The sequence below is a fragment of the Gimesia alba genome, from assembly GCF_007744675.1.
GTDB lineage: Bacteria > Planctomycetota > Planctomycetia > Planctomycetales > Planctomycetaceae > Gimesia > Gimesia alba.
Window position 1 is genome coordinate 45,833 of the sequence record NZ_CP036269.1, and the last position, 15,401, is coordinate 61,233.

The window sequence follows — 15,401 nt, forward strand, 5'->3', positions numbered from 1 at the left end:
GTTATAAAGACTCGGCAAAAATTTCTGAGATATGCATCACACGGATCGGCTTCTGCTGGCGGCGAATGATGCCGCTCATGTGCATCAGGCAGGACATGTCGAGGGCCGTCAGGACTTCGGTGCCCGCTTGCTCATGATCACTCACGCGGTCTTCGCCCATCATACAGGAGACGGCTTCTTCGGCGACGGCAAACGTGCCCCCAAAACCGCAGCATTCATCGGGCCGTTTGAGCGTGGTGACTTCGACGCCGTCGATGCTTTCGAGCAGCGCCCGCGCGGGGCCGAACGGTTCGATTCGGAGTTCGCTGGCGCTGGCCAGCCTGAGTTCGCGTAAGCCGTGACAACTCTGATGCAGGCCGACTTTGTGGGGAAATCGTCCCGCCAGTTTATCGATGCCCAGTACGTTGGTCAGATACTCGCAGAACTCAAAGGTTTTCGCTTTGAGGGCCTCGTATTCCGGGTTATCGGTGAAATATTCATCGTAATGATGTTTGACCATCGAGACACAACTGCCGGAGGGACAGACGACGGCATCGTACGATTTGAAGATATCCAGAAAGCGTTTGGCCAGTGGGCCAACGTCGTTTGTGCAGCCGGTGTTCGCCATGGGCTGGCCGCAACAGGTCTGGCTTTCGGGATATTCGACGTCGCACCCGAAATGTTCCAGTGTTTTCAGCGTCGCAATTCCCACCTGTGGGTACAACTGATCAATATAACAGGGAATAAACAAGCCGACTTTGGGCGCCATAGTGCAGGACTCAAACAGGATGCCAGAGAATAAACGGTAAAAACAATCTTGATCTTCATCTCCTTTATAGTCCCCTTCATGCCGATTGCCAAGCCGACGAAGGGGGAAGAAAGTTCAGACTGTGCTGCAGGGATTCCACAGATTACGTAACGTTCTTGCGGAATCGGTGCGGTTTTTGAGTCCGTTCAACGCACTAAGCGGCTGGTGAGATCGCAACCGCGGCGGCGGTTTCCCAGTTGGTCCGGATGTGATCCAGATTTAATCCGCCGACCACGAGATTACTGACGCCGGGATTGCGCAGCACGAATGAAATCGCATCTGCGGCGGGAAGATGACCCGAGGCGAGCCCTTTTTTCACGATCACACCAATGCCCTGTTCCGCGGCAGTCTGAATGACGGCTGCGTGCGAACAATCTTCCAGATGATATTCGAGCATCAGGATATCAGCCCAGTCAAGTGCCGCCGTGGCACCGGCGGGCGTCTTACCGGAAAGTCCGATCCAGCGAATCTGGCCCGCCTGTTGACAGGACTGCAGAATTTCGACGGCGTCGGTCTGGTTCAGGATCGCTTCATCGTTGCCGTTCGAATGAATCAGCACGATATCGAGTACATCGGTTTTCAATCGTTGTAGACTGCGCTCGATGCTGGCCTGCAAACTGTCGCGAGAAAAGTCGTACGTGGATGTTCCATTTTCAAAAGTCTCGCCGATTTTGGTAGAGAGCAGAAACTCAGAGCGGCGGTGCGCAATGAACTGGCCGATTCGCTCTTCACTGATGCCATAAGCGGGCGCAGTATCAATATGATTGATGCCCAGATCGACAACTGCATTCAGCAGACGTTCGGTCGTCGCATCGTCGGGAAGATCATATGTCTTGCTGTATTTGATCTGCTGGTTGCGGCCGATTTTAAACGCGCCAAATCCCAGCGCGCTAATCGAAGCACCGGTGTTTCCTAAAGGGCGGTATTGCATAGTTCCGTTTCCAAAAAGCCGTTCAGGCTGCTTCTTCATTCGATTGAATCTCATTGAGCGTGACCCAGTTCTCTGCGGTTTCCCACGGCGGCTGTGCCACCTCGGGTGTGGGAAGTGAAGAAAACACATCCAACCAGGATGTATCGACGGCGGTCGGCACGACGTTCATCAGAGACAAATTCTGGCAGACCTCTTCGGCCAGTCGGGGTGCCAATGCCAGTTTCGCCGGCCACGCGGTCAGCAGGTTGCCTTCTTTGAGGATCTGGGGAGTTTCCGGTCGGAGTCCCGATTTGGTGACGCCTTCAGCGCGATCGACGGCGTACGTATTCCATTCGAGTCCCGTCAGATCAATGCCGGGAACACAGGCGGCGAGTTCACTAGCGGCATGCGTGATCAATTCGCGTCGCGTTAAATTCACGCCGACTTCCGCAACCTGGCCTCCCAGCTGCCAGACGGTGCGCCCTGTTGAATCGGTGTCTGATGTGATCGTGACTCTGGTTTTGGCGCCATCCACACAATGCCCGCTGAACGCAGGTAGGTCGCCTCGAACCAGTGCCATGTGCAACGGCCGGGTTTGCATGCAGGGACTGCTGTTAGAATCCGCTTGTCGTCGCGCCTGTATTCGTAGCCTTTCGTTGCCGCGTCCTGCGGTCAGCAGGACCGCCTCGGTTTCGATGCTGAGTGGTTCTCCGGATGCATTTTGTATCTGGACCGCTGTGATGTTTCCGTTGGAATCGAGTTGAAATTTCAACTGCTCCGGATCGTATTTGAAAATCTGGTTCCGAATTGAATCGGCAAAATTGGAGATCAGGCTATATGGAGAGATCACCTGTTCTTCCATCACGCCGATCGAGCCGGGGCAATTTGCCAGTACTTCGGGTGCGTCTTCCGGCGCGAGGTTCTGGGGCACGACTTGCAGACCCATTTTGGCGCCGAACATACCCAGCCGTGAGGACAGCGATTCTGTGCGCCAGAGATAACAGTGGTGAGAACGGATTTCGGTCTGTGACAGATCGGGACGTTGTTCGCCGGCCAGCGACTTTCTCCAGATCAGCGGCATTTCGCGGATGCGGCGTGCGGAGCCGGTCATCATACCCTGCAGTGTGTACTTCAAACCGCCGTGGATAATGCCTTGTGAAGCGATCGTCTGACCGCTGCCCAGCGTGAATGCTTCGAGCAGGACAGCGCGATATCCCAGCCGGCTGGCTTCGCTGAGTGTCCAGAGACCAGCGATGCCTCCTCCAAAAATGATCAAATCAGCGCTTGGCACACCGAGAATCCTTTCTCCGTTTAATACCAGAGTGGCCTTCTATTAACACAATAGAGGCGGTTTCAAACCGCCTCTATTTTTACAGGTCTGCCTGGATTCGAAAAGACAAATCAGCGTGAATGCACTGACCAAACAGTCAGTTTTATGGAAAAAGCAGCGGAAGTCTGCCAATCCAGTCTGTTGCGTAAGAAATTACGTTCAGAGCGATCATTCTTTGATTTGCACAATGGCTTCGACTTCGACGGTGATATTGCCGGGGAGAGAGCCCATGCCAACGGCACTGCGGGCGGCCCGTCCATTTTCTCCAAAGATTTGCACGAGCAGTTCGCTGAAGCCATTAATGACCTGGGGGTGACGTTTAAAATCGGGGGCCGCATTCACCATGCCCAGCACTTTCACGAAACGTTCGATCCGATCGAGATCGCCCAGATATTGTTTGAGCGTTGCCAGCATGGTCAGGCCAACGGCGCGAGCGGCTTCAACCCCTTGTTCTTCGGTTAAATCGTCACCAACGCGACCGGTGTGCATGCTGCCATCCAGCTTGACGGGGCCATGACCGGAGACATACAGCAGATCATCCACCTGAACCACAGGATTATAAATTCCGCCCGGTTTCGGAGCTTCGGGGAGCTCCAGTTTCAGTTCCTGAATTTTTGCTTCAATACTCATGGTGGGTTCCTGTTTTGATTCGTGGTTGATGTCAATCGCCTGGGAGGTGACCTTGCGCGATGTCCTCGCCGAAAAAAGCCCCATTCTTAGTGATTCATGCCCCCCTCAATGTGGGATGGTCTTGGTCTGGCCTATTTCTTAAGTTTGTTACTTCCCAGAATAAATACCCGAAAACAGATTTCCAATCGTAGGAAGGGCACTCTTTTGAAAAACAGAATGATCCAAAACGATGAAATTTGCGTTTTACTGAATGATCTACAATGAAATTTACAAAAACGGGGTAAAAAATACTTTTTGTTTTTACTCTGAGACAGTTATGATGTTTGAGAGACGCTGGTCTCAAAACCAATTACTTATCAGGGAGTTAAGCAGACTATGGACGATCTATGGCCTATTTTGGTAGTTGTGGTTGTCGGCATTGGTGTCCTCATTGGTATCGTCTTCGTGGCATTATTTGCCCGTTACTTCAAATTGTGGATTCAGGCGTTTAGTTCCCGAGCGAAAATCGGCCCACTTGCTCTGGTCATTATGTCTCTCCAAAAAGTAAAGCCCTCGGTAATTGTTGATACCAAGATCATGGCCGTACAGGCGGGATTAACCGATATTCCAACCTATGCCTATGTCGCACATTATCTGGCAGGCGGCAACGTGCATCGAGTGGTGCATGCCTTGATTGTGGCCCATCGTGCTCGAATTGATCTGGACTGGGATACGGCCGCAGCGATTGATCTGGCTGGCCGAAACATCATTTCCGCTGTAGAAACCAGTGTAGACCCGAAAGTCATTGATTGTCCTGATCCCAAGAAAAGCGGCCGACCGACTCTGGATGGCGTGGCCAAAGATGGCATTCAATTGAAAGCCCGTGCTCGCGTCACCGTGCGTACCAACTTGAAACAGTTGGTCGGGGGAGCAACTGAGGACACTGTCATTGCCCGCGTGGGTGAAGGAATTGTGTCAGCCATCGGTTCGTGTGAAAGTCATAAGGAAGTGCTGGCCAATCCATCAGTGATTGCCCGAAACGTATTGGCTCGTGGATTGGACTCCCAGACGGCGTTTTCGATAGTCTCAATCGATATCGCTGATATTGATGTTGGTGACAACATCGGTGCTCGTTTGAGAGCAGATCAGGCAGACGCCGACGTGCGCGTGGCCCAGGCCCGCGCAGAAGAGCGTCGTGCCGAAGCGGTCGCTTCCGAACAGGAAATGTTAGCGCGGACTCAGGAAAACCAGGCCAAAGTGGTTCTGGCGGAAGCCGAGATTCCTCTGGCGATGGCAGAAGCCTTCTCGGAAGGTAACCTGAGAGCAGTTTAAACAGTGTACATATAGATGCTTGTTGGAAAAAATGTCGATCGATTCAATCAGTCCGTCTGTGAGGGATTCAACAGCACGGGAAATGGTTTCAAAGCAAACTTCACTGATGAGTCGATAGATAAAAAAGGCCAGACAGGATGTGTTTTTGGAAAAACTGGTTGAAATTTTGTTTGGTGATTGACTAATATTATGTCAGTAACAGCAGCAGGAGGTTGTTGTGGACTGAATTCTCCGGATCACCTCGAGAGACTTCGTTTACCTATGACTGATTTAGCAACAATAAATATTACGGAAAAACAACTGGACCTCCTGTTGTCAGGTTTACGCTACGTAAAAAGTGCGGAAAAGCTGCGTGTGGAAGAGCCGACTCCCGAATACGTTCGGTCTCGTTCAGAGAAGCTGGAAGAGATTAAAACTCTGGAGAACACTCTGAACTCTTCACCCCGCAATCAAAGTGCTGCTCAGATTTGAGATTTATCAGCGCTTAGGTTGAGTTTACTTCCCAGATTCAATTCAATAGGACGTCCTTCTTGCGCGCAGGCCACCTGATGTCTTTGCGCAGTGATGTTGTCTATTTGATCTGCCTGTTGAAATGGGAATTCTAAACCGCTTATGCGTTATGAGCATGTTTGCGTCGAAGCCGTTAGTTGTACTCTACCTCCCCACGTTGTGACTTCCGATGAAATCGAAGCACAACTGGCGCCCGTTTATGAACGGTTAGGCCTGCCTGCAGGCAGGCTGGAGCTGATGACGGGGATCCAGGAGCGTCGATTTTTCGAGCGAGGGACTCTGCCAGGTACGATTAGCGCGCAAACCGTCAATCAGCTGATTGATCAGGCGGGCTTTGATCGCAAGTATGTCGGTGCGTTGATTCATGGTTCTGTCTGCCGCGATCAACTGGAACCGGCGACCGCCAGCGGCGTACATCATGCGGCAGGTTTATCACAAAATGCCCTGGTGCTCGATATCAGTAATGCCTGTCTCGGTTTGCTGAACGGGATGGTCTTTCTGGCGAACATGATTGAAATGGGCCAGATTCGTGCAGGCGTGGTTGTAGGAACGGAAGTCGGCCGCGATCTGGTTGAAGGCACGATCGAAGACCTGCTGAATGATGATACCCTGACCCGCAAATCCATTAAAAACGATTTTGCTTCACTTACGATTGGTAGCGGCTCGGCTGCAATTCTGTTGTGTGATCGTCGTCTTAGTCGAACCGGACACCGATTACTGGGGGGGAGTTTTCAAACCGATACTTCCAGCCATGAACTCTGTGCCGGAGGGGTCGAGGCACAAAAACACGGCGATCACCGTCCCCGAATGCAGACGGATTCCGAATCGTTGCTGGTGGCAGGCGTCAATCTGGCAATCCCCACTTGGGAACAGACAAAACGCACACTCAGCTGGCAGAATGCAGACGTCACTCGTGTCTTCACGCATCAGGTAGGAAAAGCACACCGCAAGTTACTGCTCGAAAAACTGGGACTCGATCCGGGCCTGGATTATCCGACGGTAGAAACGCTCGGTAATACCGGAGCCGCCGCCTTGCCGATGGCCTGGGCACTGGGCATTCAGAATCAGGCACTCAAAGCAGACGATCGCGTGGCATTATTGGGGATCGGCAGCGGTCTCAATTCTCTCATGCTGGGTGTCCAATGGTAATGGTGCCACACATCGGCGTTGGCTGACACAAATTTGTTGGCGTACCCGGAATAGTTTCTTTCAGTTCTCTTTCATACCCTAGTTAACATATTCCCGGATCAACGATCTTACATATGTTAAGCTTTGCTGGTTATGCGACCTGGCGAGGGCTGTCTGGTTGTAGTGCTGGTTTGGGTTTTGACTGAATTAGCCCCGGATCATTTCTAAGTTCTGTTTATTACTGCAAATCCGGCTGAACGCTATGATTGGCTTGAGCGTTACGATCCGATCCAGCTTAAAGGAGATCGATTGTGATCATCATATAGAGGAGTGAGGCGCGCTTGTCTCATGATTTCTCAGATTGTTCAAGCGAACGATGCGAGAGGTTCGAAGTTCCTCATCCAGGTACGTATCAGCAAGGAATGTCAAATGCGTCTGCTCGTTCTCTTTTCTCTAGGGCTTGTTACTTCGTCAATGACAGCGGCGCATGTCAGTGCGGAAACAGAACTGACAGCCATTCCTCCAGCACCTGCCGCTCAAGCTGACTACGACGGAACCGGTTCCGAACTCACGGAAGTCAACGAGGTCTTCCAGCCAGCCCCTGAGCAGTCGACAGAGCAGTCTGCCGATCAGCCGATGACGGATCAGGTTCCCGGAATTGACGGAGAAGAAACAGAAGACGAGATTATCTTTGATGATCCCACACCGGCAAAACCAGCTCCTAACCCATACAAAGGGCTCTTTTTTGATAATACCTTCGGCGCTTATCTGAGTAATCCCAACAGCCCCTGGTTGCTGGGCGAGCGTTTCAAGATGATGCCTCTGGGAGATGAATGCTCTCCTTATACATTGTCCGCCGGTGGTGAGTTGCGTCATCGTTATATGCACGAACAAAACCGGCTCCGCCCTGGTGGTCCGATCAATACCGATTATAATTTGTGGCGCTGGCGTCAGTACTTTGATTTGCAGATCAGCGATGTGGCACGCGTCTATTTCGAAATGCTGGATGGCTCGATTTTTGATAATGAACTGGCACCCCTGGCAATCGATATCAACCGCTGGAATGTTCAAAACGCATTTGTGGATGTCAAACTGCACGAGTGGGACGGTGCTCCCGGCTGGTTCCGATATGGTCGACAGGAAATGCTCTACGGGGCACAGCGTCTGGTATCACCTTTAGACTGGTCGAATACCCGACGGAACTTTGAAGGCTTCAAATATTTCCATCATTCCGATTCGGTCCACATTGATGCCTTCATTACGAACCCGGTGAATGCAGCCGCGGGGAATACACCGCTCAGTTATTATGATAATGGAGCCGATAAACCGGATACCTCTGTGACGTTCAGCGGGATCTATATGACGTTTCTGTCAGACGAGCCGCATGTCCTGGACCTGTATTACCTCTGGTTGCGGGATGAAACCGTCACGCCAAATCGTCCCGATGGTTCACGCCATACGATCGGTAGCCGCTTCAAAACCACGTCGGAAGTACAGGATGCCTGCTGTGAAGTCACGGGAATCTGGGACTTCGAAACCGAAGGCGCCTATCAGTTTGGTAACGATAACGGACAGCGGGTTTCTGCCGGCTTCTTTACTTCTGTCTTAGGACATACCTGGACCAAGCTGCCCTGGAGTCCTCGTTTAAGCGGTCTGTTTTATTACGGTTCGGGTAACCATGATCCGAACGGCAGCACCAACAATACGTTCAACACACTCTATCCTTTGGGGCACGCTTACTGGGGGATTATCGATAACCTGACGGGGCAGAACCTATACGATTACAGCCTGCAGTTGAACGCGAAACCATCGAAAAAAGTCGGTCTGGTGGGTGCGTTCCACTGGTTCGAAAAAGCCACCGCCAACGACTATCTGTATAACGTCGCCGGTGCTCCGATCGGCACCACGGGCGGCAGCCGGGACATTGGTCAGGAACTCGACCTGATCGGCACTTACACCTTCAACCCGAACTTCAATATTCAGGCCGGCTATTCCTGGTTCTGGTATGGTTCATTCGTCGGCACGAATATTCCGCCTCGCAACACAGCGACACAGTTCTATGTGCAAACCACAATTCGATACTAAATTGCGACGAGATAAATGTCTCAATTTTACAGGACGGTTATCCGATAACCGTCCTGTTTTTTATGTATTCAGAGTATCACACGGGAACCCAATGTGTGTTGTAGGGGTCGGTCTATGTGCCGACCCGCCTGGAGAGAGACCATTTGTTAATACCGTGCAAACGGAACACGTAAAATTATTCGCACGACTAACACAGAAGCAACCCGAACCCAGCATTCGGACACATGAGTAACACCTCTGACCAGAGAAGAGAATGGGTAAGCCCGAATGTAATTCGGGCCGAGCGCAGCGAGCAGGAAACTGACGGTGTCACCAATCGAACAAGAAAAACCGTAGATACACATCTCGTTTCGATCTGCCAGGTCATCTCATGCTGATTTGGATGAATGAACTGTCTGTTTCCTGTTGTTTCCAACAACCCCGAGTGCAATTCGGGTCTACCTGTTCAATATTGCGGTGCGGCAACATCAGCCCAATAAATGATTTTATCTGACTTCTGTACTTTTACAAACATAATTGGAACACCTTCTTCTTCCACTTCCTTATACGGTCGTGGAAAGCCACATAGCTGAAACAGGTATGTAATGGATTTGGGACGATAGATGATTTGCTGTGCTGCATCGAGCAACCCTTGATAGTCAGTGGCTTTGGAACCCGTCAGCGAGCCGTCCAGAAGGTGATCGTATAATTGGCGCGTTTTTGCCGGCAGGGCATCGACGTCGATCTGATCCTTATAAGAGTCACGTGTGGCAAGTGTGGGTTGAATTTCATACGGTTGGTCACAGCCCACAAATGTAGTCACGGCAACCAACATAATTATTTTTCCCATGTTTAGCGATTGTAGTCGCATGTGTTCATTCCTGTTGAGATTCGCTTCCTGTTTTCAACTGCCCGTCAATCCAGTCCGCCATCTTTTCGACTTCTTCATGAATGGTCGGCCAGGGATGTCCGCCCCCTTCTTTGATGATGAACTTCACGGGGACGTCAGCTTTCTGCAGGGCAGCGACCATCGTGCGCGACTGTTGAATCGGCACCATGAAATCGGCCGTTCCATGGATGATTAGAAACGGGGGCAGGCCCGGCTTCACCAGTCGTGCGGGGGAGAAGGCGGTTCGTAATTCATCCAGTTTTTCTGCGTCGATTGTTTCGGCACCTTGGGGGGTGATCAGCCTGCGAATCGACTGGGCCAGTCGATCTTCGCCGCTGATGTCGATTTTGAAACCACCGTAATTCATCAGATCGGTGGGCGGAAAAAAGACGGCCACTGCTTTCATGCGCGTTTTCGATTGCGGGTCGGCTGCAGACACCGCCGCCATACAGGCCAGGTGCCCGCCCGCAGACGCGCCCAACAGCGCCAGCCGATCGGGGTCGATCTGGTATTCTTTCGCGTGCTGCTTAACCCAGAGGATACCCCGATTTACATTTTCCAGCATTTCGGGGCCGTTAAATTTGGCAATTGAACCCGGACGAATCGCGAATACGGTATAGCCGCGACTGCAGAAGATATCGAACATTTGGGCCCGCTTGTGATCCCGGATTTTTCCCCGATCCGAGTGGTAGGCACCTGAAGCGACATCAACGATGCCGAGTCCGTTCGGCTGACCCGCAGGCGTGAAAATATCCAGCAAGAGCCCGACGCCATGCACTTCCGCATAGACCACGTTTTTTTGCTGATGATAGGGGAGCGTCGGTTTTTCTGCGGCTGTAACCGGTTGCAGGAACAGGAGTAAACAAAAGCAGCAAGACAGTGGGGTACATCGGGAAAGAGCAGCCATCAACATAAAATCAGACCTGAATGCAGTGAAATAATGAATGAAATCAATCGAATTGAGAATTCGTTAAATAAAACAGTCTCGTTGCCCGTATCTTAACAAAAGAGCCTTCTCAATCGAAACAAAAAGTGGCGAAAGACACGCAGCGGAACGGACTCTGACCAGAGATTCTTACCAGAAAAGGCTCGCAATTGTTTCAAAAATCCGTCTAAAATAGAGTGAAAACCACATTTTCCAGAGGATGTTCGTCATGAGGAACGCAAACCAGATTCGAAACCGGGGACTTTCCCGCCGCGATTTTATGCGGCTCTCCGCGATGGGAGTACTGGGTACGGGAATGTCCGGCTGGTTACGTCGTCTGGCTGCCGAGACCGCGAATAATCCAGAGCGCAAACGCACCTGCATTCTGCTCTGGATGTCGGGCGGTCCCAGTCAGTGTGATACGTTCGACTTGAAACCCGAGCACGAAAACGGCGGCCCCTTCAAACCGATCGATACCGATGTCGCCGGCATTCAGATTTCAGAGCATCTGCCCAAGCTGGCCAGCGTGATGAAGCATCTGGCTCCCATTCGTTCGATGAGTACGAAAGAAGGCGACCATACACGGGCCACGTATTTACTCCGCACCGGATATCTGCCAACCGGGCCGCTGACCTATCCCACGATGGGGTCGTTATTCAGCAAAGAACTGGGAAACACAGATTCGGAACTTCCCAATTTTGTCAGTATCTCGCCGAACCGCACGCTTAGCCCGAACGCCTACGGTCCCGGTTTTCTGGGGCCGCAATTTGCACCCCTGGTGGTGGGTGAAGGAGCCGGCTTTGTCCAGATGGACGATCAAAATGTCGACGCCGCCTTGAAGGTCAAAAACCTGGAACTGCCGCAAGGCATCACCCGCAAGCAGGCAGATAACCGGCTGTCGATCTTGAAAGATCTTGAGAACGACTTTTCCGCCACGCATCCGGGCGTTCCCACCAACAGTCATCGCACAGCCTACGAAGCCGCAGTGCGGATGATGCGTTCGAAAGCCATTGAAGCCTTTCAACTCGATCAGGAGCCGGACACTCTGCGCGATGCTTACGGCCGCAATCGATTCGGGCAAGGTTGTTTACTCGCACGACGTTTGATCGAGCAGGGCGTGCCCTTCGTGGAAGTCTCTTTGAACGGCGTTCAAGGTTCGAACTCGTTTGGCTGGGATACCCATCAACAAAACTTCGAAGCGGTCCAGAGTTTGAGTGAAGTCCTCGATCCTGCCTGGGGAACGTTGATGACTGACCTCGAACAGCGGGGACTGTTAGATTCGACGCTCGTTATCTGGATGGGAGAATTTGGCCGTACGCCCAAGATCAACCAGAATACGGGCCGCGACCATTTTCCCACAGCCTGGACCACTGTACTGGGCGGTGGCGGCATTCGCGGCGGACAGGTCGTCGGAAAAACGAGCGACGACGGTATGAAAGTCACCGATCAACCCATTGCCGTTCCCGATCTCCTGGCAACGATCTGCAAAGCACTGGGTCTCGACCCGGAAAAACAGAACATGTCCAACATCGGCCGCCCGATTCCCCTCGCCGACCACGGTGCCAAACCGATCGAAACGATTTTAAAGAGCTAATAACAAGTTTATCCCGTTCCCGTGTGCCACTGTCGGCTTGCCCGACAGTGCTGCTAAGACTTCCAAATAAGATGACCGGAACGTTTTAAGAGCACGGAAAATGACGCATTAAAATCTACCAACCCAGTTCGCCAGCCATCAGTGCCACTCAACGCGGAGAGAGTGTGGTTAAATCCATGTTGTTAGAAAACAAAATTACGACGTCTGAGAAACGGTCTCTCCGCGTGCTTTTCTCTATCAGCTTTGTTTTCGGATGCTGCATCACCACGGTTCACAGCGAAGAGGCCGAAAATTCTCAACAACTCCAGCTCGACGAGGTGATTAAGAACATTCAAAGCACGAAAGAGAAATTATTGCGGGATCCTCGTGGCATCGCGATGGAATATACTTTCAGTGCCTTTAAAGATCCGACAGGCGATTTTGGATTCCAGGGTGATCACAGGGTCAAGAATGTCATCAAGTGGCCTCAATTATATATTGATGCAACGGGCGTGAACGTAGAAGATGGCAGTCTGTTTCATCGAACTTCTGTTTATGATTTTATGCGTCACAGGACTATAGCATTAGATCGGCCGCAGCAAAAAGCCGTCATCTATCCCGCACGATTTCTATTTTCTTCAGCCCATTCAATCTATTATAAAAATCTTCACTACGCTGAAGGTCATCAGTTGTATCGTTTCGGACTACCATTCTCGCAAGTGCCAACCATACCCGAGTGCTTTTCCAGTGGAAATTATCAAGTAGTGGGAATCGAAGACGTCGACGGAGAAACGTGTATTCATATTCAACATGCAGGCTTTGATGATATCTGGATTTCAAAGGAGCATGGGTTTCACGTACATCAAAGAGTGGTGACGTATGGCCCAGATCAGCCCCGTCAATTTGAGACGCTCGTGCTTAGTTATCAACTCATCGATCAAAAAAAGAATTTATGGGTTCCGATGAAAATCCAGCGAAAGGAATATTTTGGAATTGATAGTGAAGCAGAGTTACATAATCAGGTAAGACTGGGACTGGAAATCAACGTCACCAAAATTTCAATCGGTAACATTGATGAATCGGTATTCGCGTTACATATTCCCAACGGTTTTCATGTCTCTGATTTACTGGTTGAAGAGAAATATTACGTTAAGAACCCTCCTTTTGACGGTGCTGTGGGCATGTCAACCTGGATCGCGTTCGGGCTGATCTTCGTGGGCTTCATTGTTGTTTTTCTGGTAATCAGTTTGTCACTCTTTAAAAGAAACCGAACAAAACTCTAAGTGTATCATATGCTGCTGCAACGTTCTTATTCTGTTAAATGTCGGGCGGGACCCATGTGTCCGCCCGTGTGGTTTGATTCGTTTGTGTTTTGACTAACGAATGATTCTTACGGATCCAGTGGAACGACTATACCAGTCTGGATCTCTCCAGGCGGGTCGGCACATAGACCGACCCCTACGACTGTTCGGGTTTCCCGCAACATTCAGAAAACACTATAAATCACGATCTGAATCGCCAGCGCCAGACAGGCCCAGATTTTCAGATTCTGATACCAGGGAGCGGTTTCGGAGGGTGTGGCGTTTTCTTTAGGCAGCCGTACGACCCAGATCAGAACGGCGATCAGCGTTCCCAGAAACAGGCCGCGCACACACCACAGCGGAATCGGAACCACCAGCTCACGAATGAAATTGCCAATGTGATGTAGCGGCGTCATGCTTGCCCCCTGTTTGGTTTGAGGCTGAAGACCAGGCCTTCAATTTTTTCGGCCGGCTCTGGTTTAGTAAGAAAACTGATGATGACAATCAACGAGAACGAGACCACAAAAGCCCAGATCGAAAAGTACAGAAACGGTTCGGAAATCTGGAACAGCGGATCGATTCCCAGCGCGGTATAAACGGGTTCCTGATTCAATGTAAACAGAGAAATCGAAAAACAGACGCCCACAATGAAGCCGATGAAAGCGGCAATGCCGGTGGCCCGTTTCCATAACAGTCCCGTTAATAAAATTGCAAACGCGGGTCCCTGGAAGAACGCCATCAAGGTCTGGAAGATCGTATAAATACCTTCGCTGCGCGTCATCAGGAAAAACGAAAACCCAATCGCCCAGATCACTAGCAGAAACGTGACACCACGTCCAATTTTCAATAACGATTCATCTGTCGCATCTCGGCGATAAAAGCGTTTGTAAAAATCATTCGTGACAATAGTCGATGCCGAGTTCAGATAGGAGTCGATGCTCGACATCAGCGCCGCTAGAAACGCCGCCAGGAACAGGCCTTTCAAACCGACGGGCAGCAGGTGCGAAATCAACTCGGGAAACGCCTGATCGCCGTCAGTCAATTCCGGGAATTTCACAAACGCGATCAAGCCGGGTACAGCTACGATGACGGGAATCAGATTCTTCAATAACGCCCCCCAGACGTAGGCGGCTTTCGCGTCGAACTCACTCTTTGCCCCCAGCGAGCGTTGGACAATCGCCTGATTACCAATCCAGTAGGCGGGGCTCAAAATCAAAGCCAGGCCGAAGAAGATCCCCGTCCAGGGGAACGGCGTATCCGCATCCGCGGGCAAGATGAGTGAAGTATGCGAGACCTGCTCCGCCTCTCCGTTCTCCGCGAGTTCTTTCTGTTGCTGTATCTGTTCCTGCTGTTCGATGGCCGCCTGAAATTCTTTGACGCCTCCCAGGTCAATGATGCCCAACACCAGGACCAGCAGACAGCCGCCAATCATGATCACGCATTGAATCATGTCGGTATACACGACGGCCGCGAGTCCCCCGGAAATCGTGTAGACGCCCACCAGAAACGCGGTCAGATAAATGCAGGCATTGACGGTCATTCCCAGATGCACGTGCATCATTTTAGCCGACGCCAGCAGCATGATGCCCAGGTTACACGCCATGAAGATGATCCAGCAGATTGCGAGCGCCGAACGCACGGCGACGTTAAAGCGGCGTTCCATATATTCGGGAATCGTCGTCACCCCACTCCGCCAGAAAAAGGGGATGAAAACAAACGCGGCGATGATCATCGCGGGCACGCAACCGATCCATTCAAAATTCGCAACCGCCAGGCCATGCTGATGGGCGGCACCACCAGTTCCCACAATATCGACGGCACCAATGTCGGTCGCCACCAGCGACATGCCGATGGCCCACCAGGGGAGACGTCGCCCGGCCAGAAAGTAATCCGAGCCGGTTTTGATTTTGGAACCGATATAAAGTCCCAGTGCTAATGTTCCAATCAGATATGCAGCGATGACGGCAAAATCAAGGAACGACAGGGTCTGCATGGTGAATGAACCTTTAAAGACATTCCGGTTTAAGGGAAAGAATGAGATTT

General features: G+C 51.4%; 14 protein-coding genes. 6 read left to right on the forward strand and 8 right to left on the reverse strand.

The window, feature by feature from the left end; all coding sequences use genetic code 11:
• Position 1: 1 nt before the first annotated feature.
• The 4 genes from Pan241w_RS00185 to Pan241w_RS00200 all read right to left on the reverse strand — a co-directional run bounded on the left by Pan241w_RS00185 (position 2) and on the right by Pan241w_RS00200 (position 3,657).
• A complete protein-coding gene (locus Pan241w_RS00185) occupies positions 2 to 748 on the reverse strand; it encodes a (Fe-S)-binding protein (protein ID WP_145209177.1) in 747 nt (248 codons plus the stop codon).
• Positions 749 to 941: 193 nt separating this feature from the next.
• On the reverse strand, positions 942 to 1,757 hold the full coding sequence (locus tag Pan241w_RS00190; protein ID WP_232107311.1) for an aldo/keto reductase: 816 nt from the start codon (positions 1,755 to 1,757) through the stop codon (positions 942 to 944).
• Positions 1,741 to 2,988 (reverse strand): FAD-dependent oxidoreductase, encoded by a 1,248-nt coding sequence (locus tag Pan241w_RS00195; RefSeq protein ID WP_145209180.1) that lies wholly within the window; start codon positions 2,986 to 2,988, stop codon positions 1,741 to 1,743. The genes Pan241w_RS00190 and Pan241w_RS00195 overlap by 17 nt, the downstream gene beginning before the upstream one ends.
• A gap of 207 nt (positions 2,989 to 3,195) precedes the next feature.
• Entirely contained in the window at positions 3,196 to 3,657 is a 462-nt protein-coding gene (locus tag Pan241w_RS00200) for a RidA family protein (protein WP_145209183.1), read from the reverse strand.
• A 375-nt stretch (positions 3,658 to 4,032) separates the two neighbouring features.
• Here Pan241w_RS00200 and floA point away from each other — a divergent pair, with 375 nt between their 5' ends.
• The 4 genes from floA (at position 4,033) to Pan241w_RS00220 (ending at position 8,691) form a co-directional block, all read left to right on the forward strand.
• Complete coding sequence (gene floA / locus Pan241w_RS00205; RefSeq protein ID WP_145209186.1) at positions 4,033 to 4,968, forward strand: flotillin-like protein FloA; 936 nt, start codon at positions 4,033 to 4,035, stop codon at positions 4,966 to 4,968.
• A gap of 261 nt (positions 4,969 to 5,229) precedes the next feature.
• Entirely contained in the window at positions 5,230 to 5,439 is a 210-nt protein-coding gene (locus Pan241w_RS00210; protein WP_145209189.1) for a hypothetical protein, read from the forward strand.
• A gap of 141 nt (positions 5,440 to 5,580) precedes the next feature.
• Entirely contained in the window at positions 5,581 to 6,627 is a 1,047-nt protein-coding gene (locus Pan241w_RS00215; RefSeq protein ID WP_145209192.1) for a 3-oxoacyl-ACP synthase III, read from the forward strand.
• A gap of 408 nt (positions 6,628 to 7,035) precedes the next feature.
• On the forward strand, positions 7,036 to 8,691 hold the full coding sequence (locus Pan241w_RS00220) for an alginate export family protein (RefSeq protein WP_198000232.1): 1,656 nt from the start codon (positions 7,036 to 7,038) through the stop codon (positions 8,689 to 8,691).
• A 445-nt stretch (positions 8,692 to 9,136) separates the two neighbouring features.
• Here Pan241w_RS00220 and Pan241w_RS00225 read toward each other — a convergent pair whose 3' ends face one another.
• Positions 9,137 to 9,541 (reverse strand): hypothetical protein, encoded by a 405-nt coding sequence (locus Pan241w_RS00225; protein WP_145209198.1) that lies wholly within the window; start codon positions 9,539 to 9,541, stop codon positions 9,137 to 9,139.
• A gap of 4 nt (positions 9,542 to 9,545) precedes the next feature.
• A complete protein-coding gene (locus Pan241w_RS00230) occupies positions 9,546 to 10,466 on the reverse strand; it encodes a prolyl oligopeptidase family serine peptidase (RefSeq protein ID WP_232107312.1) in 921 nt (306 codons plus the stop codon).
• A 247-nt stretch (positions 10,467 to 10,713) separates the two neighbouring features.
• Between Pan241w_RS00230 and Pan241w_RS00235 the strand changes: the two genes are divergently transcribed.
• Together Pan241w_RS00235 and Pan241w_RS00240 are read left to right on the forward strand one after the other, a co-directional pair.
• The gene (locus Pan241w_RS00235) at positions 10,714 to 12,078 is read left to right on the forward strand and encodes a DUF1501 domain-containing protein (protein WP_145209201.1); all 1,365 of its coding nucleotides are present in this window, start codon (positions 10,714 to 10,716) and stop codon (positions 12,076 to 12,078) included.
• Between the two features lie 176 nt (positions 12,079 to 12,254).
• Entirely contained in the window at positions 12,255 to 13,340 is a 1,086-nt protein-coding gene (locus tag Pan241w_RS00240; protein ID WP_145209204.1) for a hypothetical protein, read from the forward strand.
• A 203-nt stretch (positions 13,341 to 13,543) separates the two neighbouring features.
• Here the strand turns inward: Pan241w_RS00240 and Pan241w_RS00245 are convergent, their stop codons facing one another.
• Together Pan241w_RS00245 and Pan241w_RS00250 are read right to left on the reverse strand one after the other, a co-directional pair.
• Positions 13,544 to 13,774: a hypothetical protein gene (locus Pan241w_RS00245; protein ID WP_145209207.1), complete on the reverse strand. Its 231-nt coding sequence runs from the start codon at positions 13,772 to 13,774 to the stop codon at positions 13,544 to 13,546.
• Entirely contained in the window at positions 13,771 to 15,351 is a 1,581-nt protein-coding gene (locus Pan241w_RS00250) for an SLC5 family protein (protein ID WP_145209211.1), read from the reverse strand. Before Pan241w_RS00250 ends, Pan241w_RS00245 begins: the two co-directional genes overlap by 4 nt.
• Positions 15,352 to 15,401 lie beyond the last annotated feature (50 nt).

Coding starts and splice junctions, on each gene's coding strand:
- Pan241w_RS00250 (WP_145209211.1), bottom strand. CDS start 15,351: ATGCAGACCCTGTCGTTCCTTGATTTTGCCGTCATCGCTGCATATCTG.
- Pan241w_RS00225 (WP_145209198.1), bottom strand. CDS start 9,541: ATGCGACTACAATCGCTAAACATGGGAAAAATAATTATGTTGGTTGCC.
- Pan241w_RS00200 (WP_145209183.1), bottom strand. CDS start 3,657: ATGAGTATTGAAGCAAAAATTCAGGAACTGAAACTGGAGCTCCCCGAA.
- Pan241w_RS00220 (WP_198000232.1), top strand. CDS start 7,036: ATGCGTCTGCTCGTTCTCTTTTCTCTAGGGCTTGTTACTTCGTCAATG.
- Pan241w_RS00190 (WP_232107311.1), bottom strand. CDS start 1,757: ATGAAGAAGCAGCCTGAACGGCTTTTTGGAAACGGAACTATGCAATAC.
- floA (WP_145209186.1), top strand. CDS start 4,033: ATGGACGATCTATGGCCTATTTTGGTAGTTGTGGTTGTCGGCATTGGT.
- Pan241w_RS00245 (WP_145209207.1), bottom strand. CDS start 13,774: ATGACGCCGCTACATCACATTGGCAATTTCATTCGTGAGCTGGTGGTT.
- Pan241w_RS00230 (WP_232107312.1), bottom strand. CDS start 10,466: ATGGCTGCTCTTTCCCGATGTACCCCACTGTCTTGCTGCTTTTGTTTA.
- Pan241w_RS00185 (WP_145209177.1), bottom strand. CDS start 748: ATGGCGCCCAAAGTCGGCTTGTTTATTCCCTGTTATATTGATCAGTTG.
- Pan241w_RS00215 (WP_145209192.1), top strand. CDS start 5,581: ATGCGTTATGAGCATGTTTGCGTCGAAGCCGTTAGTTGTACTCTACCT.
- Pan241w_RS00210 (WP_145209189.1), top strand. CDS start 5,230: ATGACTGATTTAGCAACAATAAATATTACGGAAAAACAACTGGACCTC.
- Pan241w_RS00235 (WP_145209201.1), top strand. CDS start 10,714: ATGAGGAACGCAAACCAGATTCGAAACCGGGGACTTTCCCGCCGCGAT.
- Pan241w_RS00240 (WP_145209204.1), top strand. CDS start 12,255: ATGTTGTTAGAAAACAAAATTACGACGTCTGAGAAACGGTCTCTCCGC.